Here is a 22,066-nt window from a genome sequence, read left to right on the forward strand (position 1 = left end):
AGGGTAAATGAAAAGAGATTGATAGTTTGTTAAGCGCTATCAATCTCTTTTATTTTCTTAGGCAGGGTTCTTATTAAAATGGTTTTATTGGCTGCTACGGATATTCATTTCGCGAATCGCTTTGATCACCGTATCTGGATATTGTAAGTTGATTAGGTGCCCAGCACCTTCGAGCCATTCTACTTTTAACTGGCTACTTTTAAATAAACTAGGGGCAAAAGTCGCGCTTGCCGGATTCACCAAGCTGTCATCAGTACCTTGAAGAATAGTAACTGGTGTTGTTAATTTACTGAGTTTGTTTTGTTCTTCTTCTAGGCTGTTACGCAAATCTAACACTTCCATATTAGAGTGATTCCATTCGTTTGGAATGAAAAAGCTAGGTATCCAATCTAGTAACGTATTGTACCAACGTGCTTTTGCTAGTTTGGGCTCTAAGTCTCCTGCCAGAATAACGACACCTCGTACAAATTTAGGGTAATCTGCTGCTAATACTGGTACGAGCGAGCCTCCGAAAGAGTGGCCGACTAAGATAACTTTTCGCTTACCATTGTGCTCCCAAATGTTCTTCAACATTTGTCCAATCATATTAGACTGAATTTGTAGCGTCGTTGGGAAGTTTCCAGCGTATGTCGATTTGCCCCAACCGGGTCTGTCGATAGAGATAAGACGAAAGTCATTTTTTAAAGCTTTATCTTGGTAATAACGAGCAAAGGATGACCAGTCTCCCGGTGTGCCGTGCACAAAGACAATGGTGTCACGTGCGGATTCGCTAGGGTCGCTATTGACGTAATGGAGTTTAAAGTCACCATCAGGGCCTTTTATATACAACACATGGTGTTGTATCAATCTTGGGGTGTTTAGGACTTGTTGAGCGATGTCTTCATTTTCTTGGATTTCCTCTGGCATAGAGCAAGCGCCTAAGAAAAATGCCAAAAGACTCATTAAACACAGCTTGCCGTAAAAGTATGTGGTGTTCGACAGGAATTTCATGAACTCGGGTCCAAAATAAGAAAAAGGCTTTACGGATAAAAAAGTGACTCATCTTTTGTCGATTATACATTGTCTAGGTACAAGTGTGCCGATCATTTTATAGTCAGCCTACGCCATTTGCGTTATTTTGCTGAATAAACGCATCTTTATTACTACTTATTTCTTTCAATCTCTTTATCTTGATCTAACGCAATGTTTCGAATCGCAACAACACTCATAATCTGGACTTATAGTAAGCCTTGAAATGTTTTAAGGCTTCGGTGGGCGTTGGATAACAAGAACACGAGCCAGAATACGTGTCTACGATCGCCTTTTTTCTCAATCAAATGAATGGGTTGAAGCTATATGATTAACGAAGCTGTAGTGGATTTATCGCGGTTTCAGTTTGCACTCACTGCTCTGTACCACTTTTTGTTTGTCCCTTTAACACTAGGGATGGCCTTTTTACTTGCAATCATGGAGTCCGTCTATGTAATTACAGGTAAGCAAGTTTACAAAGACATGGTTAAGTTTTGGGGTAAATTGTTTGGTATTAACTTTGCCTTGGGTGTGACCACTGGTCTTACCATGGAGTTCCAATTCGGAACAAACTGGTCTTACTACTCACATTACGTAGGCGATATTTTTGGTGCTCCGTTGGCCATTGAAGGCTTAATGGCTTTCTTCCTAGAATCGACACTGGTTGGTTTGTTTTTCTTTGGTTGGGATCGTCTGAGCAAAGTGAAGCACTTAATGGTTACTTGGGGTGTGGCTCTAGGTTCTAACTTGTCTGCTTTGTGGATCTTGATTGCTAATGGCTGGATGCAAAACCCAGTAGGGTCAGATTTCAACTACGAAACCATGAGAATGGAATTGGTTGATTTTGGTGCTTTATTGTTGAACCCAGTGGCTCAGGTGAAATTTGTACACACTGTTTCGGCTGGTTATGTAACAGGCTCCATTTTTGTCTTAGCTATCTCTAGCTACTACCTACTTAAAGGTCGTGACCTTGCGTTTGCTCGCCGCTCTTTTGCTATTGCTTCTGCATTTGGTTTGGCATCTGTATTAAGCGTTATCATTTTGGGTGACGAATCTGGTTATGAACTGGGTGAAGTTCAAAAAGTGAAATTGGCTGCGGTAGAAGCCGAATGGGAAACTCAGGACGCACCTGCAGATTTCACCTTGATTGGCTTCCCTAACCAAGAGCTACAGGAAACCGAATTTGCCCTTAAAATTCCTGGCTTGATGGGGATCATTGCGACTCGTTCTTTAAGTGATGAAGTTACAGGCATCAAAGAATTGAAAGAGCATAACCGCCAACGCATTATCAATGGTATCTATGCAAATCAATTGCTTGAGAAACTACGCGATGGTTCTGATGATCCACTTGTTAAAGAAAACTTCGAAAAAGTAAAAGGCGATCTAGGCTACGGTCTATTAGTGACGGCTTATAATGAAGATATTAACCGTGTGACTTCTGAAGAAATTGACCAAGCTGTTGAATACTCTATTCCTCAGGTGGCGCCATTGTTCTTCTCTTTCCGTATCATGGTGGCATGTGGCTTTATCATGCTGTTGATCTTCGTCGTGGCTTTCTACCAAAACGCTCGTCGTCGCATTGGTCAAAGCCGTACTTTCTTGAAAGTATGCTTAATGAGCTTGCCTTTGCCTTGGATCGCATGTGAAACAGGTTGGTTTGTTGCCGAATATGGTCGTCAACCATGGGCGATTGGTGAAATCTTACCTATCCATGTGGCTGTTTCTGGCTTAACTGCCGCTGAAATTTGGACAACAATCATTGGCTTTACGGTTCTATACACAGCGTTCTTGATTGCTGAAATGTACTTGATGATTCGCTTTTCTAAGCAAGGACCTTCTAGTTTACATACAGGTCGCTACTCGCTTGAACAAGAAACGTCTCAGTTGAAACAGGAGGTGTAAGATGGATTACGAATTATTAAAAGTCATTTGGTGGGTATTGATCGGTGTTTTGTTGATCGGCTTCTCCGTAACCGATGGTTTCGATATGGGTGTCGGTAGCCTGCTAAAAATCATTGGTGGCAACGACTCAGAACGCCGAGTGATGATTAACTCCATTGCTCCTCACTGGGATGGCAACCAAGTTTGGTTTATCACAGCTGGTGGTGCTTTATTTGCGGCTTGGCCGGTGGTTTACGCGACATCATTCTCTGGTTTTTACTTTGCAATGATGTTGGTATTGGCGGCACTATTCTTCCGTCCAATCGGCTTCGATTACCGTTCGAAACTGGAAAATACAAAATGGCGTAATAGCTGGGACTGGGGCATTACCTTTGGTTCAGCAGTACCTCCAATTATTTTCGGTGTGGCTTTCGGTAACTTGTTGCAAGGTGTTCCATTCGAGTTTGACGAATACTTACGTGTGACATACACAGGCTCTTTCTTTGCACTGCTAAACCCATTTGCGATCCTTTGTGGTTTGGTTAGCCTATTAATGCTAATGACTCAAGGTGGTGCTTGGTTACAAATGAAAACAGATGATGCTTTGCTAGAAAAAGCCAGCCGTATCACGGCAATCACTGGTGCTCTAGCGGCTGTGTTGTTCATCTTAGCGGGTGTTTGGTTGGCCTACGGTATTGATGGTTATGTATTAACTAGCAGTGTTGACGGTAACAGTGTTATGACTCCGTTAATGAAAACCGCTGAAGTTCAGCCTGGTGCCTGGTTAGCTAACTATGACAAAGTGCCTGCACTTATGTTAGCTCCAATCATTGGTATTGCTGGTATGTTGTTTGCTGCCATTACGGCGGTAATGAGAAAAGGCGCATTGTCTTTCCTAAGTTCATCTTTGGGTATTGCAGGTATCATCGTCACTGCGGGTGGGTCTATGTTCCCATTCTTGATGCCTTCTTCAAGCTACCCAAGCATGAGTTTGACTATGTGGGATGCGACTTCAAGTGAAAACACTATGATGATCATGTTTGTTGTGGCTTGTATCTTTGTGCCAATCGTTCTTGCTTATACATTGTGGAACTACTTTGTGATGTACGGTCGTTTGACTAAGAAACACATCGAAGAAAACAATCATTCACTTTACTAGTTATTGGGTAAGAGGGTAGGGTTCTTTGAGCGCTATCCTCTAGCTAAAATAGAGGAACAGAATATGTGGTATTTTGCTTGGGTTCTTGGTGTATTGTTAGCGTGTTCTTTCGGTATCATCAACGCCGTTTGGTTAGAGTTTAAAGGTTACGAAGGTGAAGAGGAGCAAAAGTAAAGCTTTATGACGCGAGAGAAGGGAGCAAAAAAGGCACGTCGACCAGGTCGAATCAAAACATCAGAAGCGGTATTTTTAGGACAGTTAGCGAATCAACAGTCTGCAAAATACCGTATTGCTCAGGGCTTCGGTGTATTGTTTGCGGTGTCTTTGGTGTTGCAAGCTTGGGCGTTCGCGAATGTTTTTTCAGACATGGCCTTGCAGCAATCTTTCTCTTTATCTCTGCTCGTTGTAGGTTTATTCGCTCTTTTAATTCGCGCTCTGGCCAGTTTTGGTCGAGAGCGAATTTGCACTAGTGCAAGCCGTGATATTCGTTACCGCTTGCGCAGTAAATTGGTGTCGCATCTTACGAATCTTGGGCCTGCGCGCCTAAGAATCGAAGAAGATGCGGCGCTTTCTACTCGTGTTTACGAACAGGTAGATGCGTTAGATGATTTCTTTAGTCGCTATAAACCGCAAGTGTTTATGGTGACCCTGATTCCTTGTGTGATCCTACTTTCCGTTGTGTCTATTTCTTGGATCGCCTTCTTTGTTTTCATGATGACCGCGCCATTGGTTATCATCTTCATGATTTTTGTTGGTCACAAAGCCGCACAAGCCAACCGTCGACAGTTTAATGTTTTAGCCATGTTGTCCAACCAATTTATGGACTTAAGCCAAGGGCTGGCAGAGTTAAAACGTCTTAACAGAACTGGCGAAGCACGGGAGCGTTTGTCTGACAGCGCTACGTCATACCAAAAAACAACCATGGGGGTTTTGGTATTAGCGTTTTTATCAACGGCTACTTTAGAGCTTTTTGCCTCATTATCTATTGCCATGATTGCTTTGTACTTGGGGCTAGGCTTATTAGAAGTCTTACCTTGGCAGGTAGGTAGCTCGCCCGTTACTTTAACGCAAGCTATGTTTCTGTTATTGCTTGCACCGGAATTTTATTTGCCACTTCGTCAACTAGGTAATGACTACCATGCGAAGCAGAAAGCGGAAGCCGCGGCGACCGATTTATTAGCCATTCTGGATGCGCCAGCGCATGTTGTGTCATCACAAGAAAAACAAAAAACAGCCAATCGTTTTGGAAAAGCCGCCATAGCTGAGTCATTGCAATCTATTGGCTTTGAAAACCTAAGTTGGTCGGAAGAGGGGCGTTACCGATTAGCACCCATCACCGCCAATATCAGCGTAGGTGAGCGAGTGTGGCTGAGTGGTGAATCTGGTGTGGGAAAATCCAGTTTATTACATCTATTACTGGGGTTTGAAGACGGCTATGAAGGGCGATTTCTAGTCAATGACCTGCCTTTTAGTGAGCTAGATTTAGCCTCTTGGCGCGCAAAATTGGCCTGGTTGCCACAAACACCAGAATGGGTAAATGGCAGCATTCGACGAAATTTACTCTTAGGCATCGAGCCGCCAAGCGAAAGCGAGATCGCCTCTGCATTGCAAGAAAGCCAATGTGATGAATTTATTCAAGCGTTACCCGATGGGCTGGAAACCAAATTAACTGAGCTCGGGGCTGGTTTATCTGGTGGGCAAATGCAGCGCCTTTCCATTGCCAGAGCCTTGTTGTCAAAAGCAGACATGTGGTTACTGGATGAGCCCTGTTCTGGACTGGATAAAGAAACTGCCCAGACTGTGCTAGACACGTTAGAAAAGGCATCGAAAGGGAAAACACTACTCATCGTTAGTCACGATACACATCCTATCAGTTGGGTCGACAAACATTGGGCATTAACCACAGGAGGTTTGCATGAGCAGTCACGCAAAGAAAACTGCCAAGCTATCGCTTAAGCGCCTTTTACTGGCTAACCCATGGGGATTTGTCATACCTGTGATTACTGGCATCGCCGCGACGTTAGCCGGTGTTGCCTTGTTGGGTGTTTCGGGTTGGTTTATTTCCGCAGCAGGGTTGGCAACCACCATGGGCGTGGCACTGGTCTTTAACTACCTCACTCCGGGTGCAATTGTTCGTGGTTTGGCCATTTTAAGAACCGCTGGGCGTTATGGCGAACAAGTAACTGCTCATAATCACTTGTTAGGATTGTTACGGATTTTACGCCTTTGGGTTTGGGATCAGCGCGTTGCCAAAGACGCGGCTAATCTACATCAACAAAGCCGTGGCGATTTATTGCAACGCCTAGTAAGCGACCTAGATCAAATCATTCGTTGGCCGCTGGTGGTGTTTCTACCTTGGATCTACGCACTGCTCTCTTATGTGGCCGTGTCTATTTTTGCCTATTTCATTTCGCCTACCTTGCTCTTGCCATTAGGTGTTGCCGCGTTATTGCATATTGTCCTTGTACCTTACCTATGTGGACGCTTTGCCAGCCATGAAGTACACGTTGGTCAAATACTTGGAGTGCATCGCCGCAGTCGCTTTGTAAGCTTTTTCTCCGCACTGATTACGCTCACTATTCGCGGACGTTGGGAAGATTACTCTCAGCGTCTTGGTCAACTGGATGAGCGCCAAAGAAAAACAGAAATTCGCATCCAACAAGCCGTTAGCCTTGGGCGTTTGTTATCTTACTGCGTCACCATTCTCTTATTGGCTTGTAGTTTCTATTTGCTTGGACAAGCTGACGACACAACTGGCCGCTGGATCTTAATTACTGGCGTACAGGGCACTTGGGTTGTAGGGTTTGTTTTATCTATATTGGCGGTGAACGAATTGGTGCTACCGTTGGTTCAATCCTTTGTTGCGCAAGGTCAATCTCAAGTGGGCTTACGTCGTTTGAATCAACTGCATCAAGATGAACAAGCACCATCTGAGCAGCCGATCAATAGAATTGAACAACTTACCTTTAAGCAGTGGCGCGGTTATCACGCTCCGAGTGGTATGGGCAGCCCAACCACAGATATTAAAATAAATCAGGGTGAATTTGTTTGGATTCGAGGTGCAAGTGGCTCTGGTAAATCGACATTATTGGCATCGATCGCTGGGGATTGTTTGTCTTCAGGTCAAGCTTTTATCAACAGTGAACCACAGAACATTTATAGTAACCAAACCTATCAAGCTCAATTAAGTTATTTGCCTCAGGCTCCTTATATCTTTCAGCAAAGCATTGCTGCCAACTTACACCTTGGCAACCCCAATGCCAGCGACGAAGAGCTTTGGGCAGTACTAGAAGCCGTAGCGCTCGGTGACTGGGCACGGAACTTACCAAATGGCTTAGAGACTTTACTAAGTCCACAGGGGCGTAACCTTTCAGGTGGACAACGTAAACGTCTTGCCCTAGCACGCTTACTGCTAAGAAACTCTCCTGTCTTATTACTAGACGAACCCTTCGACGGCTTAGATAAAGCCACTATCGAAACCATCTGTCACTCATTAGAGAACGACTACAAACCAGACATCCTAGTCCTCGTTAGCCACGTGGGCAGTCGCATTGGCGACAACGCAAGAGTCATAGAGCTTTAGATTTTTATTATATTTGTTTCCTCTAAATTGTTATTAGCAGCAGGTTTATTCCGCTCTGCTGAGCGGGTAACTTTTGCCAATCGATGCAACGCTTTCATTTAATGGGAAAGCAAAAAATCTTTTATCGGGCTATCGCCCAAACGTCTCATTCATGTTGTTTAATACTGGTTTAGCGAGACGACTTTTACCGTAAGGCATAGATTGTTTTTGATGATTTTAGAAAAGGTATTTTTAACTGATCCTGAAACTCCATAAAGTCGCGCAACTTCGTCGAGTCGAACAGGCTTATTTAGGGTGAAAACCAAAACGCAATTAATGGATAGATATACAGTTTATTTTTTAAATGGTCACTTTCTTGCGCGTTTAGCCATTTTAAATAAAACCAATTGTGCTCGTTTTGTGCTGGAGGTAAGTAAGAAAGTCCTCTAATATCAATGAATAAGGATTCATAGAGTAGAAATAACGCGCTGTGGATAAAAGGAATAACACGCATGCTCGTTTTTCCTGTTTTGATTTTTGTGGGTATCAGTTAAAAAGTATTATTCTTCAGAAAGTTAAAAGGGTTTTTAAGTGAATTTAAAAATGTGTAAACGCGCATGCGCATTATTAAAATGTTATGTTCACAGGTGAATTTAGAGGATCTATATGAAAATAAAATTTGTAGTCGGTTGCTTTCTAATAGCAGCAGCATTCCTATTTGGAGCTTATTTTAGTAATCCAAGTTTCTGGCAGGCAGTTTTAATAAATACAGGAACATCCTTCATCGCGTTGGGGATCGGTCTCGTATTAGTGAACATTTATCTGGAGCAAAACGCTAGAAAAGGAGCTGTAAAGTCGTTGTTCGTTCTTTCAAATAGTGCAATTGCAGGTGTTCACAATCACTTTCTGAATACCTGCTGGGCCAAGTTTGGCAGGGATGAATTTGGGAAAATAATTGATGAATATGTCAAGTCCAATGGCAATCCAAAATCACTCAAGCTTGAAGTTCGAGAATACTTTTACGAGCTAGTAAAAAATGATCGGGCGCTGTTCAATCACTTGGATTCAATGGCTGAAAGTCTTACAGAACTGTCTAGATTGGTTGGGTGGAGTTTGAATGCCTCTTTGCTTGAATCCTCTCTGAATTCAAGAATTGCGATTAACAAGCTTAAGGAGTTGGATCTTGATGACTCCGAAGATGCCAAAAATTCTGCGACGGAGTATCTATTGGACGCTGACCTGAAAGGGCAAGAAACTCGGCACATACTTCTTAAATTAGCTGACATTGAAGAGTGAACATAACAAGTTGCTGCACACGGAAAAATTACTCGCTATGCTCCTAATTTTCCGGTGAGCAAAGCGTTAAGCATCAAAGTAATGGAATCAATTAAACTAATCTTAGCTTTTTGGAATTATCGCTTCATGTCGAGTCGCGAAGTAATAGCTTGGGCTGACGAAGAGATAAAGGCTGTAGATGAGCCTGACGATGACTTGATCACTTTATCCCTAGAAGGGCCTGAAGTGTGCACTAAGCTTCCGAGTGACGAATTTCCACGATCTACCAAGTTACCCTATGAAAAAATATTCGCAATTAAAGCGTCTATATTTGATTTGTCCTTAAAAGAAGAAAGAGATAAATTTATTTCTTGGATGTTGGGTTCCTGCCGAGGGTTAAGTTTAGATATTCCAGAGGTAAGGCTTGCCTATGATTACGAGCATATTAGTTGGGACGGTGATAACCCGATGAAAGCTGACGAGATGTTTGATAATTCGTTTCGTAATATGCTTAAGCATTGGAATGAGCAGACTGAAGAGTTAGAGGGCAGATGCTTAACAAATCAATCAACTACGCGCATCCTGCGCCGGAAGCAGCGAAGCTGCTCCGGTTATTGAGGCGTTATGTGCTGGAAAACATCAGAGGACGTGGGTAATGTCGACTAAAGGTTTAAATGCGCGGATAACAGCATACAAGAAGGCATTTGCTAGCGGAGAAATTCAAGAAACCTATCAAAAATTGGTCAGTATCGTTCAGAATCTGAGAACTGAGTTTTCAAAAAAATATAAAGGTGAATTCTCCGTCGCAAACATATTGCATGGATATATTGACTTTACTTATTTTTACTTGCAAAACGATTATCTCAAGAAGAACAAGCTGAAGATTGCTATTGTCTTCAATCATCAACACGCCAGTTTTGAACTCTGGCTTCTTGGGCAAACAAAAGATATACAGATTCGCTATTGGGAGAAGTTGAAAGGCACTAAATGGGTTACCAGCGAAATTATGCCTGAATATTCAATTTTTGAAGTTCCACTTATTTCAACTCCGGACTTTGATAATACAAATAAACTTTCAGAATCTATTCATGATCAATTTGAGGTACTTACAGAAGAAATTCTCAATATGTTGGAGTCTTGTAAGTAATGGCACATAACAAGCGCGTGAACATGGATCGCACAAAGCTGCGCCGCTTCGCTCTGTACCTTTGTGCGCCCGGTTACACGAAACGTTAACCCTCACAGGAGTCGTATGAAATTATCGTTAATCGCAGCAGTTTCTGAAAATGGTGTAATAGGCTCAGGCTTAGATATATCTTGGTCTGTTAAAGGTGAGCAGTTGCTGTTTAAAGCTATGACATATAATCAATGGTTAATTGTTGGTAGAAAGACTTTTGAGTCTATGGGGAAGCTCCCAAATAGAAAATATGCGGTAATTACTCGCTCTGAGTTAAAATCAGACGATAAAGATGTATTCTATTTTTCATCAATTGATAATGCATTATCTACACTGAAAAATGTTACCGACCATGCATTTGTGTCTGGTGGCGGAGAAGTTTATAAAGCACTTATTCATCGCGCTGATACACTGCACATATCGACAGTCCATACAGATATTGACGGTGATGTGTTTTTTCCTCAAGTTCCTGATGGCTATAGTGAAGTATTCAAACAACGATTTAGTTCAAACTTAGATTATACGTATCGCATTTGGCAAAAGCAGATTTAGGGTCAGCCATAAGAAGCGGTGGCAGTTTTGGAAATAGGGCTTTTAACCCATCTCAAACACCCTTAAAAAAACACACCTAACCGGAGACAAAATGGAATTAGTCTTACCATCCTCAAAATATATCCCAAGCTATAACGCATACATCGAAGAGTTGGGGGATGAAGTTCGTTATCCTTTCCCTATGGGTTTTGATCATCAAGATTTCGATGCACTTTTAGCTAAGCTGTCTGATTTTGCGCTTGGTAAAAATTTACCTGAGGGTTTTGTACCCAGTACGACCATGTGGTTGGTAGAAAGGGGATGAACTAATTGGCGTGACGAATTTACGTCATTACCTTAATAGTGCTATTGAAGAGTGCGGTGGTCATATTGGATTGGGGATTCGTCCCTCTTACCGTGGTAAAGGATTGGGTAAGTGGTTAATGAAGCTTTCAATAGAAAAGCTAAATGCTATGGGGGTAAGTTGTGTTCATGTGCATTGTTATAAAGACAACTATGCTTCGGCCAGTACTATTATTGAGAACGGTGGTGAGTTGCATTCTGAATTGACCTTGGATGGTAAAGTGGTTCAGCGGTATTTTATAAATGGTGTTTTATAGATATTTTAATCTTGAATAAATGCTTATGTATTATTAAATTCAATGTAGTAGTAAGGACTATTATTTAGTCAGGGGCTCAGGATTTTCTTAAGGCTGGGATGGCCGCTTTGGTTCAGATTTGACTCTGTCAGTATTTGACGATGAGATGTCCCGGCGGAGCCGGTTTATATAAAATGAGAATATGAGGTATCCCATGATAACTTTTAGGCTTTCATGTCACCGTTTTGTGGCTTTCGCTTTATTGGCTTCGGCCTCGCTTACATTTTTGTCCTCTCCTTTGTTTGCTGAAGAGCTTCCTCCATCTAGAACCTCTGGTATTTCTGTTCCTGAAGGCCAGATAGAGGAAGCTGTCGCCGCGTTGGATAGGATTGTTGAAGACATAAAAGCTCGTAGCGGTATTCCGGGCATTGCTGTCGCAGTGGTTCATGGTGATAAGACCATTTACGCCAAAGGTTTTGGTGTACGCGGTGACAAAAACAGCTTGCCTATTACACCGGATACTGTGTTTCAGGTGGCTTCGCTGTCTAAGGCTGTTGGTGCGACAGCCGTTGCTCGGCAAGTTAGTGAAGGTGTGGTTTCATGGAATAGTCGTATGAAAGATCTTCTTCCTTGGTTTGCCCTTTCAGATACGGCTATTAGAGACAAGTTGACCATCGGGGATCTTTACAGCCATCGGTCAGGTTTACCAGACCATGCTGGAGATGAACTTGAGGTTCTCGGTTTTGATCGTCAAATGATTCTTGAACGGCTAAGGCTTTTACCACTTTCTCCGTTTCGTATTAGCTACGCTTACACTAACTTTGGTCTAACGGCAGCAGCGGAAGCGGTTGCAGAAGCGTCAGGTATGCCATGGAGTGATCTGACTGAAGAGGCCGTGTTTAAGCCTCTTGGCATGACGCATACTAGTTCACGCTATAAAGACTTTGTCGCGCGTGAAAACCGAGCCATTCCCCACGCTATAACCGACGATGGTTTTGCTCCATTGTATAATCGTCAGCCCGATGCACAGTCGCCTGCTGGTGGAGTTAGTTCATCAGTTAACGATATGGCGAAATGGATGAAGATGGTACTTGCTAATGGTGGTGACCTTATCCGACCAGAAGCTCTGCAACCGGCTATTAGTCCGCAAAGTTTCTCGAAAAGACCAAATAGTCCAGATGAACGCGCGAGCTTTTATGGCTACGGTTTTATTGTAGGAACAGACCCGAGTGGCCGGGTTATCCTTAGTCATTCGGGGGCTTTTATACTAGGCGCGGCAACTCATTTCACTATGATTCCGTCTCTTGATGTTGGCATTGTTGTATTATCTAACGCGTCTCCAGTTGGGGCTGTTGAGTCGATCGGTGCAAGTTTTACTGATATTGTGCAGACTGGCGCGATTAGACGCGACTGGTTTTCTGGCTACGAACCTTTGTTTGCAGCATTTTATAAGCCACTAGGACAAACCGCTGGAAAGCCTTTCCCGAAAGCTGCCGCTGCTACGCCTCCAGCTAGTTATTGCATTGGTCGTTATAGCCATCCTTATTATGGAACGGTTGAAGTGCGCGAAGATACGTCTGGTGGGTTAGTCTTGTTAGCCGGTCCAGAACAGCAAGTATTCCATTTGGAAGCATGGGATGGTGCTATGATGGTGTTTGATGTTGATAATGAAAATGCCCCGAAAGGTTCTCGTTCTGGCGTCAGGTTTTCGGGCGGAGAAGAACAGGCCGAGACATTGGAAGTTGAACTGCTTGTTTATGATGGGCCAGCGCGTTTCGAAAGAATATAGCGAGAATACCATTAACGATTAAGCCGTCGTTCACTTCGACGTTAATTATTATAAAAGTAGAGGATGTCATGCAATATATACATTTAGTCGCGATTATCGCTGTGTTGCAGTTTTTCTTTTTTGGGGCAATGACGGGAAGGGCGAGAAGAAACTCTGGACTCAAAGCGCCTGCTGTTACGGGGCATGAAGGTTTCGAGCGAATGTATCGTGTTCAAATGAATACATTGGAAACCTTAGTGGCTTTTCTTCCGTCTTTGTTTATCGCGGCCATCTATTGGTCTCCGGTATTGGTTTCTAGTTTGGGGGTTGTCTATATTGTGGGTCGCTTTATTTATTGGAGAGCGTATGTGTCTTCTCCTGAAAAGCGTGCACTCGGTTTTATGTTATCTATTCTGCCAACCTTTATTCTAATTGCTCTGGCTATCGTTGGCATTGTTATGTCTATTGCTGGGAATTAAGCTCACACCCTTTCATTTCGCAGCTAATACCATCTTGGTGTTGGCTGTTTCTTCCCTTCATTCCGCTTTTCCATTTTTATAAATTATTTGACATTTAGCTGTTCTTTATATAGAACGTTCTATATAAAGAACAAATTGAGGTGCATGATGAATAAACCCATTCTCGGCTCGCTGGGTCGCAACATACAAAAACTGCGTATGGCAAAGGGATTGTCTTTGTCTCAGCTTGCATTGGATGCAGGGCTGGCGAAGTCGAATTTGTCGCGTATTGAGCAAGGTGAGGGTAATCCAACCATAGAAACCATTTGGCGTTTGGCGGTACAGCTGGATGCGCCGTTTGGGGATTTGGTGGCCAGTTTGGAATCCACGATGGGCGAAAACGGGATTCAGGTTCGCTTGATTGATCAAGGTCTGGATAATCCGCGCATTGATGTTTATTGGATGTCATGTGCGCCCAACACCATTAAGCAATCAGAGCCCCATATTGCTGGTACGACAGAAACCCTGACTTTAATTAGCGGTGCCTTGTTGGCCGGAGAGAATGATGACTTGCGCCAGCTGGACATTGGAAAAGCGCGCACCTTTGCTGCGGATGTTCCCCACCGTTATCAAACGGGGGATGAATGGGCGACGCTGATGATGGTCATTACTTATGCAAAACAGTCTGATCCTAAACAGGAAGTACAATTATGAATACCGCCGCTCAAACTTTTTCTGGCACCCCTTGGAAGCAAGGTATAAAAGACGCGATTCCACTACTTGGCGGATACATTCCAGTGGCTATTTCGTTTGGTCTGATTTCCGTTCAGTCGGGTTTTAGTGTGTTAGAGACTATCCTGATTTCAGCCTTTATTTATGCAGGCGCGTCACAGTTTCTTTTTGTGGCTATGGCTGCTTCTGGCGCACCGCTATGGCTGGTGGTGATCATGACTTTGTTAATTAACGCTCGTCATATTGTGTACGGGCCAAACCTTTCTCCGTATTTGAACCAAGATAAAAAGTGGCTGCCATTAATGCATGGTTTGACCGATCAAATCTTTGCTCTCGCTCACGCTCGTTTGCCTTTGCTTCCCGATCAGGCGCGTATCGGTTGGTACACAGGGGCAGCGGTATTGGCTTGGTTAAGCTGGATTGCAGGAACCGCACTGGGGGCGATAGCGGGTGGTGAATTGACGCAACGCTGGCCATTAATCAATGAGGTTTTGCCATTTGCTCTGCCGGCTTTGTTTTTTGTGCTGGTGGTTCCCCGTTGCAATAATATCTTGTGGTCTTTGACCATTGGTTTGTCCGCGGTGGCTGCCGTTGTTCTAAAAGTATTGGGTTACCCAAATGTGGCTATTCCATTGGCTGCTATATGTGGCTCGATACTTTTTTATGCTTTAAAAAATCAACCTGCATTGAGGGGGAAATAAAGATGGAAACCTCTATGTGGCTAGCACTTGCTAGCATTGCTATTGGCACCTATTTATTGCGCCTTGTGCCATATATTTGGATGAAGCGTAGCTTGGCAAAAAGACAATCTGAGGACGGCGTTGGCTCCATGCCGACTTGGTTAACCATATTGGGGCCAACTATGATTGCCGCAATGTTTGGTACTTCCTTGGTGCCAAGTCATGCAGATACCTTGTCTTGGTTTGCCTCTGGCATTGGTCTATTGGTTACTTATGGTGTTTGGACGCGCACTCGCTCTATGGGCTTACCTATTTTATTTGGGGTCATGGCATTTGGTGTGGTGACCTTGGTGTTTTAGTTCTTCAGTCAATGAGTGAAAGTCATACTAAGTTCTGCATAATACCTCTGAAATTAGCTTTAATTTTTATTGGTATGGAAATAGAGTTGCGTTATCAAAGTTAGTCTAATACTAAGAAGGATTATAAAATGATTACCTTTAAAGGTGGTTGCCTGTGTCAGGCGGTTCGATATGAGACAACAGCGGAGCCGTTGAATCAGCGAGTCTGTCATTGTCATGAATGTCAAAAAGCTATCGGTGCGGCTTTTAATGCACGCGTGTTAATGCGTATTGATGATGTGTCTATCACTGGGCCAATAAATACCTATTATTCTTCTGAAACGCTTGAACGGGGGGCTTGTTCACATTGTGGTTCAAGTGTGTTTTCTCGACGAGCTTCTGCAGGTGTTATTGGTTTGACGGTCGGCAGTATGGATGATTCATCGCTGTTTAAACCAGATATGCACTTTTGGGTGTCTTCTAAGCAGCCTTGGTTAGAATTAACCGATGGGCTTCCTCAGCACTTGGAAGCTCCGCCGTCCAAAGGGTATTAAGCGTTTATTAAGTTTGGGATTTGGTCTGACTAGGCCAAATTCCAGTTTGCTTTAGGGTTTTTTATTCCCTTTTCCAACTCCTACAGCAACGGCCTAGAGAGTAAAAAAACATTCCTCTGGTTTTGCTCGTTCTTGTGAATTTTTTTATTTTCTGATTTTCTCGATGCTAAATGGCTTTGTAAGCCTTTAGTGCAGTCGCTCGCATGCATACTGATATTTTACTAATTCGATTCAGGTGTAATCATTGCTCAAAACATTTTTTTCTCTCTATATCATCTTGCTTCTATACCCTGTACATTGGTTATTCGACCTGTTCATTCTTTAAGGTTCTTATTGGCTTTAGATAAAGCCTGTCCGCGTTTTTCTGCAATATTGGCGTTCAATATAGGAGTGCTCGATGCAAGCTAAGTTTACCGTTCAAATCGATTCCTTTAAGAAAATTAGCAAGATTCCAAATGCATGGTCTGACGACGATTATCGTGCTCTTTTAAGCATTATGGATTTCGAAGACGATGTCGAGAAAATGGATGCCTCAGAGCTGCGTGAGATGTGCATGATGTCGTTAAATGACCTTGAGCCAGCGGATGCGGCAAAGGCTGTATTGACGCATTTATTTCCAGACTTGGCAGAAGGCAAAATAGACCAAGTTAGCCACGATATGATGGATGACCGCTCATGGGAAGAGTACCCAGATTGCCTGTTTCATGAGCGCTTTTTTAGTGCCTATGCACTGTTACGTGAAGCCTTTAATGGCACCTTTGCGAAGCCTACCGGTGTTGAGCTTGCGCTGACAGTAACGGCGGGTCATGCGGAAGATATGGCGATTTTTGATGAGTCGTTACATTCATCTATTGTACGTTTATTAGCAAATGGGCAGGGCGATGATGCGTTAATTAATCGTTTATACGAAGATCAGATCAAAGGCACGTACTTCCCTGAAGCGCCGGGGCTTGTTTGGCAGCTTAAGCAAGTGGCAGACGAAGGCACAACTCGCCAGTTTAGCTTGGTGAGCTCCTATTTTTGGATGGAGAACTTCGAGCAAGTGGAAAGCTTTGAAACTAAATCTCATGCGGATGAAGAAGAATAAATTAGTGACGTGAGTTGAATCGAGTGAGTTAAGACGAAAAAAAGCGGATCAAATGATTCGCTTTTTGCTTTTCTAGGTTGGCAAGCACGCCGTATTTCGATTTAATCTCGTTCTGTTTATGAATGAAAGCACGTAATCACGAGGCTCAAAATGACCAATTCACCGATCCAAATTGTTTGTCAAAGTTGCACTACAAAAAACCGTGTTCCCAAAGATAAGTTAGGTAACAAGCCTCTTTGTGGTAAGTGTAAGAGTCCGGTGCTTTCTAGTTTTCCTATTAATGGTAGCGACCAAAATTTCAGGCGTTTCATCAATGATAATGATCTTCCTGTCGTGGTGGATTTTTGGGCGTCTTGGTGTGGGCCATGTCAGCAGTTCGCACCAATTTTTGCGCAAGTCGCCAGCGAGATGTCGACACAGGCTTGTTTTTTGAAGTTGGACACAGAGCAAAATCAAATGACCGCAGGGGGCTTTAATATTCGATCCATTCCGACTTTGATGATTTTTCATCATGGCAAAGAAGTGGCGCGTCTATCTGGCGCTTTGCCAAAAGCACAGTTTCAACAATGGTTAGCGCAGAATTTGCCAGCGGTTTAAGATGTTTTGGAGGACGTTAAACGCTGGTATCAAAATGCATTTCAACAAACTTTTCGTATAACGCTTCTTCTGTTTCACGTCTGTTTGGATCGGGTTTAACACAGTCGATCGGGCAGACGGCCACGCAGGTGGGTTGGTCGTAATGACCAACACACTCTGTGCATTTATCTGGATCAATGACATATATCTTGGCGCCCATGGTGATGGCGTCATTAGGACACTCTGGTTCACACATGTCACAGTTGATGCAGCGGTCGTTGATTAATAGTGCCATATCGTCTTTATGCCGTTGTTGCGTTGTTATGAGGTTGGCGTGTGGTTTGTCCTTCCGATAGGTTTCTCATTAGGATCCCCATAGAAGCATCGATACCAGCTGGACATGGGATAGAAACCACATGGCCACTGCCTTTTGCTACGTCGATAGGGCGGCCTTGTTTGTCGTTCAGTTCGCCCAATGGAAAAGTGACATTGCCTTTTGGCGTCATTAATTCCAAAGAATCTCCAACACTAAAGCGGTTTTTTACTTCAATGGTCAGTGAGTTTTCGTGGGTGGCAATGACTTCGCCGACAAACTGCTGCTTATCACTGATGGAGTTGCCTGTTTCATAGTTTTGCAGGTCAACATGACGATGGCGTTGTAAGAAGCCATCTGTGTAACCACGATTGGCTAGGTTGTCTAAGCTGTTCATGAGATTGGCATCAAAAGGGCGACCGGCGACGGCGTCATCAATGGCTTTGCGATAGATTTGCGCTGTTCTGGCACAGTAATAAAAAGACTTGGTACGACCTTCCACTTTTAGAGAATGCACGCCCATTTTTACGAGTCGCTCAACGTGTTGAATGGCGCGTAAATCTTTTGAGTTCATGATGTAAGTGCCATGCTCGTCTTCGAAGGCTGGCATGTATTCATCGGGGCGGCCATGTTCTTGCAGTAAGAAGAGTTGATCGCTTGGCTCCTGAATTTGCACGGCAGAAGTTGGTGCTGTGCTGCTGGCAATGATTTGACCTGTTTCGTCTTCTGTTGCTTCGTGGGCGTTGTATTGCCAACGACAGGCGTTGGTGCAAGCGCCTTGGTTCGGGTCACGCTTGTTCATGTATCCAGACAGCAAACAACGTCCAGAATACGCCATGCATAATGCGCCATGAACAAAGACTTCTAGCTCCATGTCTGGCACTTTTAGACGGATTTCTTCGATCTCATCAAGTGACAGCTCACGAGATAAAATGACACGAGAAATGCCTTGTTGTTGCCAGAATTTCACCGTGGCCCAATTCACTGCGTTGGCTTGAACGGACAGGTGAATTTGTTGATCGGGAAAGGCTTCACGCACCATCATAATAAGCCCTGGATCGGACATAATGAGCGCATCCGGTTTCAGGTCAATCACAGGTGCCAAATCGTTAATGTAGGTTTTTAGCTTTGCATTGTGAGGCGCAATATTGCTAACCACATACAGCTTTTTACCCAGCTCATGTGCTTCATTGATGCCAATGCCCAGCTTTTCTAAGTCAAACTCGTTATTACGTACTCGCAGCGAGTAGCGTGGCTGGCCAGCGTAAACGGCATCTGCTCCGTAGGCGAAGGCATAACGCAGATTTTTTAACGAACCTGCTGGAGAGAGTAATTCTGGCATGAAGGCTTTTTCTTGAGACATGAGATTCACCGATCGATCAAAACGGGCGGAGTTTACCTAGCCAGTGACTCAACTCAAGAGAGGGTAGAGGCGTTTAGATGCTTAAATAATCAGTCTTTGATCTGGGTCAATTTTTGTTTTGTAAAAGTGGTCAGATCCCTTTAATTTTGAATTTCTAATTAAAGAGATCTGACGTCATTATTAGGTTGAGTCTGCTAAAAATCGTAGGAGGCGGATAGGTAAACTCGACGACGCTCGCCAACGAATGAACCAATTTTTTGGGTGAACCCGCTAACCGCGTATTCTTTATCAAACAGGTTTTTGATGTTCAGCTGGAACTTCCAGTCGTCATAGCGAGTTTGCCAAGACAAATCGTAAACCGTGTAGGGTTTGACTGTTTGGCCCTGTCGATTGATTTGCTCACTCACATAGTCCGCACCAAAGGCAATGGAAGAGGTGATGCTTGGGAAGTCATAACGAGTCCACATTCCAAGTTGGTGATGTGGCGTGTTGGCAAATCGATCTCCATTGGCATATTGAATGCCTTTTGTGGATTCTTTTACGCGAGTATCGTTATAAGCGTAGCTTACGTTGGCAACCCAGTGAGGAGTGATATCAGTGAGAATATCCAGCTCGACACCTTGGCTGCGAACTTTACCGACGGCTACAAGCAAGCTTTCATCGTTAAGGTCTGTTTGCAGAATGTTTTCACGAACAATGTGGTACGCGGCAAGATTCACGTTGAGCTTGTTATTAAACCAATAACTTCTTACACCCGCTTCAAATTGCTGACTTTCCTCTGGATCAAACAAGCTGCCATCGGCCGACTTCTGTTGGTCTTCAGCGCCTTGCGGAACAAACCCAGTAGAAAACGATGTGTAAGGCTTCCAGTTGTCATTGATTCGATAGGTCGCACCTAAGCGAGTAGAGTAGCCTGTGTCCTTGTAGTTTGCTTTTGTAATCCCCGTTTTTATCTTGTAGCCATCGTATTTTTCTTCAATCCGATCTATTCGTGCACCAGCGAGTAAATCTAGTTGATCGGTAACTTTCCATTGGTCTTGAATGTATAAGCCAATTTGATCTGTCGTGGTACTTTCATTTGTTTGGGGAACCATATCGTAGGCACTGGTATCGTCTTGCCCATAAACTGGGTTGCTTAGGCTAAGTTCAGCAACACCTTTAGTCGTTTTATCATATAAAAAATCGTTTTTCTGATGGAAATAATCGCTTCCGACTAACACTATGTGATCACCTAATTCAGCGATTAGGTTGCCTACCAAGGTGATACCTTCTCGGGAGCGGACTTGGTCACGAAATTCTCGTTCCACTTTATCGCTGTTGCTGTCGATAAGCTTGCTTATTTCATGGTATTTCTGCGTTTCGGTATTATCGAAATAGCGAACTAAGACATTGCTTTCCAACCATGAATTAATGCTGTGGTCCAAACGTGCCTGAAAGACTTGTGCGTCTAATTCTTGGTAATCAGACTTTTCATTATTGTTCCAAGAAGTATCTGCCAAAAAGTTGCCATCATCATCGGTTGGAATGCCGCGTAGGCGAGCACCGGAAATGTATTGATGAATGTCTGTGTACTGGACATTCAGCGTATTGTTTTCATCGATGTCCCAAGCGTAACCAAGATCGATAATTCGGTTTTCTTCTTCGACATTGTTACGGTAGGAATCTTGACCGTCGGAGTAAATGCCAACACGATAGCGTTGTGATGCGTCTTCATTGGCTGGGCCAGAGGATTCAATGCTGCCACTTAAAAAGTCTTTATTGCCAGCGCTGACTTTTAGAGTGTTCTTCTCTTCATAAGTAGGCTTTTTCGTCACATAGTTAATGACGCCACCAGGTTCGCCAGCGCCATAGATTGCACCAGATGGACCTTTAAGGACTTGTATTTGTTCTATGGTAAACAGCTGAGGAATAGAGAAATCACCGAATGGATCGCCTTTCAGACCGTCATAGAGTACTTCGTCTTGGCTAAAGCCTCTTAAGGTCACAGTGGAAACGTTATTTTGCGACATACCTGAAATGGATCGATACAGATCGGTAATTTGTCGTGCCGCTTGGTCTTCAATCAAAGCCTCAGTAACCACTTGAACAGACTGTGGTGTTACATCGATTGGTGTGGAAGTTCGAGTGGCTAGTGCTGCTTCATCTTCTTTGTAATAAGAAAGAGCGCGGCCTTGTACCTGAAGTGTTTGCAGCTCTATGTTGGATCCGTTTATTTCATTTGTAGCATCTTCAGCAAAAATCACAGTAGAAAAAACAAGTGCGCCACAGGCTTGCATCATCATTATGGTGGTTCTTAGTGTCATAGGTAGACCAAATGGAAGTGTGTGTGAATTGCGTATATTAGTGTTTATGAGACTTATTTACAAATGAGAATGGGTTTACAAAAGCTTCAAAATAGATAATTTCTGCTTCCGATTTGGAGGATGAGGTGTCGAAGGGAGATGTTGGGATGTAATCAAAGGCGGTTAAAAATGAAGTAGAGCGGTATTAATGGCTAATACCGCTCTAGTTGTTGATCTTGTTAGGCTTTTTCGGCAGCAAGTTTTGAAGCTTTTATGTAGCCTTGGATAGTATCTTTAAGCTGAAGACGCTGTTTTTTTAGCTTTTCTTCTTCCATTGTTGGCGCGGGTGTAATTTCCTGCTCTATTTTTTCCACTTCTTTGGTTAGATGATTGTATTCATCATAAAGCTTTCTAAAGTGAGCATCGTCCATTTTTAATTGGTGGATATCGTCTTTAAATTCTGGAAATTCATTGACTAATTTATGGTCTTCAATCGGCATAATTGCCTCCTATACTTGCTAGCTTTTGTTTAAGACTAACCTAGTTAGGCTTGTCTTCTCTTGACGTTGATCATGTTTTGTTGAGTCTTCTAAACACCAACGAATGACTTTGCTATGTAGGAATCTTCACGTTACGGCAAATATTCCGCATAAGTATTTCAAACGCTCTAATAATAGTTATGGTTCGTTTCAGCTATTTTTCAATGGCTGTGTATTAGCCTAG

Annotated in this window: 24 protein-coding genes; 19 read left to right on the forward strand and 5 right to left on the reverse strand. The window is 43.4% G+C overall.

Annotation, left to right across the window (positions count from 1 at the left end; all coding sequences use genetic code 11):
* Positions 1-84: 84 nt before the first annotated feature.
* A complete protein-coding gene (locus C0J08_RS06430; protein WP_212655278.1) occupies positions 85-906 on the reverse strand; it encodes an alpha/beta fold hydrolase in 822 nt (273 codons plus the stop codon).
* Positions 907-1,335: 429 nt separating this feature from the next.
* On the opposite strand from C0J08_RS06430, the gene C0J08_RS06435 reads away from it, so the two are divergent.
* From C0J08_RS06435 to trxC, 19 genes are all read left to right on the forward strand, one after another.
* Positions 1,336-2,910 (forward strand): cytochrome ubiquinol oxidase subunit I, encoded by a 1,575-nt coding sequence (locus C0J08_RS06435; RefSeq protein WP_212655279.1) that lies wholly within the window; start codon positions 1,336-1,338, stop codon positions 2,908-2,910.
* A gap of 1 nt (position 2,911) precedes the next feature.
* Positions 2,912-4,048, forward strand: coding sequence for a cytochrome d ubiquinol oxidase subunit II (gene cydB / locus C0J08_RS06440; RefSeq protein ID WP_212655280.1), 1,137 nt, complete (start codon positions 2,912-2,914; stop codon positions 4,046-4,048).
* Positions 4,049-4,111: 63 nt separating this feature from the next.
* On the forward strand, positions 4,112-4,222 hold the full coding sequence (cydX, locus tag C0J08_RS06445; RefSeq protein ID WP_012069220.1) for a cytochrome bd-I oxidase subunit CydX: 111 nt from the start codon (positions 4,112-4,114) through the stop codon (positions 4,220-4,222).
* Positions 4,223-4,228: 6 nt separating this feature from the next.
* The gene (gene cydD / locus C0J08_RS06450; protein ID WP_212655281.1) at positions 4,229-6,004 is read left to right on the forward strand and encodes a thiol reductant ABC exporter subunit CydD; all 1,776 of its coding nucleotides are present in this window, start codon (positions 4,229-4,231) and stop codon (positions 6,002-6,004) included.
* Positions 5,964-7,631, forward strand: coding sequence for an amino acid ABC transporter ATP-binding/permease protein (locus C0J08_RS06455; protein ID WP_249344535.1), 1,668 nt, complete (start codon positions 5,964-5,966; stop codon positions 7,629-7,631). Before cydD ends, C0J08_RS06455 begins: the two co-directional genes overlap by 41 nt.
* A 645-nt stretch (positions 7,632-8,276) precedes the next feature.
* The gene (locus tag C0J08_RS06460; protein ID WP_212655282.1) at positions 8,277-8,906 is read left to right on the forward strand and encodes a hypothetical protein; all 630 of its coding nucleotides are present in this window, start codon (positions 8,277-8,279) and stop codon (positions 8,904-8,906) included.
* A gap of 81 nt (positions 8,907-8,987) precedes the next feature.
* Positions 8,988-9,503 (forward strand): hypothetical protein, encoded by a 516-nt coding sequence (locus C0J08_RS06465; protein ID WP_212655283.1) that lies wholly within the window; start codon positions 8,988-8,990, stop codon positions 9,501-9,503.
* A gap of 37 nt (positions 9,504-9,540) precedes the next feature.
* Positions 9,541-10,032 carry a DUF7000 family protein gene (locus tag C0J08_RS06470; RefSeq protein ID WP_212655284.1) on the forward strand — a complete coding sequence of 164 codons (492 nt, stop codon included), beginning with the start codon at positions 9,541-9,543 and terminating at the stop codon, positions 10,030-10,032.
* Between the two features lie 105 nt (positions 10,033-10,137).
* Positions 10,138-10,614, forward strand: a complete 477-nt coding sequence (dfrA, locus tag C0J08_RS06475) for a trimethoprim-resistant dihydrofolate reductase DfrA (RefSeq protein WP_212655285.1) — start codon at positions 10,138-10,140, stop codon at positions 10,612-10,614.
* Positions 10,615-10,705: 91 nt separating this feature from the next.
* Positions 10,706-10,918: a GNAT family N-acetyltransferase gene (locus C0J08_RS06480; RefSeq protein WP_212655286.1), complete on the forward strand. Its 213-nt coding sequence runs from the start codon at positions 10,706-10,708 to the stop codon at positions 10,916-10,918.
* Between the two features lie 10 nt (positions 10,919-10,928).
* Complete coding sequence (locus C0J08_RS06485) at positions 10,929-11,213, forward strand: GNAT family N-acetyltransferase (RefSeq protein ID WP_212655287.1); 285 nt, start codon at positions 10,929-10,931, stop codon at positions 11,211-11,213.
* A gap of 193 nt (positions 11,214-11,406) precedes the next feature.
* Positions 11,407-12,981, forward strand: coding sequence for a serine hydrolase domain-containing protein (locus C0J08_RS06490; protein ID WP_212655288.1), 1,575 nt, complete (start codon positions 11,407-11,409; stop codon positions 12,979-12,981).
* A 68-nt stretch (positions 12,982-13,049) separates the two neighbouring features.
* Positions 13,050-13,439 (forward strand): MAPEG family protein, encoded by a 390-nt coding sequence (locus C0J08_RS06495; protein WP_212655289.1) that lies wholly within the window; start codon positions 13,050-13,052, stop codon positions 13,437-13,439.
* 147 nt (positions 13,440-13,586) lie between these two features.
* Positions 13,587-14,132: a helix-turn-helix domain-containing protein gene (locus C0J08_RS06500; RefSeq protein ID WP_212655290.1), complete on the forward strand. Its 546-nt coding sequence runs from the start codon at positions 13,587-13,589 to the stop codon at positions 14,130-14,132.
* The gene (locus C0J08_RS06505) at positions 14,129-14,851 is read left to right on the forward strand and encodes an AzlC family ABC transporter permease (protein ID WP_212655291.1); all 723 of its coding nucleotides are present in this window, start codon (positions 14,129-14,131) and stop codon (positions 14,849-14,851) included. Before C0J08_RS06500 ends, C0J08_RS06505 begins: the two co-directional genes overlap by 4 nt.
* Before the next feature lie 2 nt (positions 14,852-14,853).
* Entirely contained in the window at positions 14,854-15,189 is a 336-nt protein-coding gene (locus C0J08_RS06510; protein WP_212655292.1) for an AzlD domain-containing protein, read from the forward strand.
* 128 nt (positions 15,190-15,317) lie between these two features.
* Positions 15,318-15,722 (forward strand): GFA family protein, encoded by a 405-nt coding sequence (locus C0J08_RS06515; RefSeq protein ID WP_212655293.1) that lies wholly within the window; start codon positions 15,318-15,320, stop codon positions 15,720-15,722.
* A gap of 397 nt (positions 15,723-16,119) precedes the next feature.
* Positions 16,120-16,809 carry a hypothetical protein gene (locus C0J08_RS06520; RefSeq protein WP_212655294.1) on the forward strand — a complete coding sequence of 230 codons (690 nt, stop codon included), beginning with the start codon at positions 16,120-16,122 and terminating at the stop codon, positions 16,807-16,809.
* A 150-nt stretch (positions 16,810-16,959) separates the two neighbouring features.
* Positions 16,960-17,406: a thioredoxin TrxC gene (trxC, locus tag C0J08_RS06525; protein ID WP_212655295.1), complete on the forward strand. Its 447-nt coding sequence runs from the start codon at positions 16,960-16,962 to the stop codon at positions 17,404-17,406.
* A gap of 16 nt (positions 17,407-17,422) precedes the next feature.
* On the opposite strand, the gene C0J08_RS06530 is transcribed toward trxC, so the two are convergent.
* From C0J08_RS06530 to C0J08_RS06545, 4 genes are all read right to left on the reverse strand, one after another.
* On the reverse strand, positions 17,423-17,680 hold the full coding sequence (locus C0J08_RS06530) for a YfhL family 4Fe-4S dicluster ferredoxin (protein ID WP_012069238.1): 258 nt from the start codon (positions 17,678-17,680) through the stop codon (positions 17,423-17,425).
* Between the two features lie 7 nt (positions 17,681-17,687).
* The gene (gene trhP, locus C0J08_RS06535; protein WP_249344537.1) at positions 17,688-19,061 is read right to left on the reverse strand and encodes a prephenate-dependent tRNA uridine(34) hydroxylase TrhP; all 1,374 of its coding nucleotides are present in this window, start codon (positions 19,059-19,061) and stop codon (positions 17,688-17,690) included.
* A 194-nt stretch (positions 19,062-19,255) separates the two neighbouring features.
* Positions 19,256-21,364 (reverse strand): TonB-dependent siderophore receptor, encoded by a 2,109-nt coding sequence (locus tag C0J08_RS06540; protein ID WP_212655296.1) that lies wholly within the window; start codon positions 21,362-21,364, stop codon positions 19,256-19,258.
* A 218-nt stretch (positions 21,365-21,582) separates the two neighbouring features.
* Positions 21,583-21,843: an HP1242/YdcH family protein gene (locus C0J08_RS06545; RefSeq protein ID WP_212655297.1), complete on the reverse strand. Its 261-nt coding sequence runs from the start codon at positions 21,841-21,843 to the stop codon at positions 21,583-21,585.
* Between the last annotated feature and the right edge of the window lie 223 nt (positions 21,844-22,066).

Origin of the sequence: Marinomonas sp. CT5 (assembly GCF_018336975.1) — a bacterium.
Taxonomy (GTDB): Bacteria; Pseudomonadota; Gammaproteobacteria; order Pseudomonadales; family Marinomonadaceae; genus Marinomonas.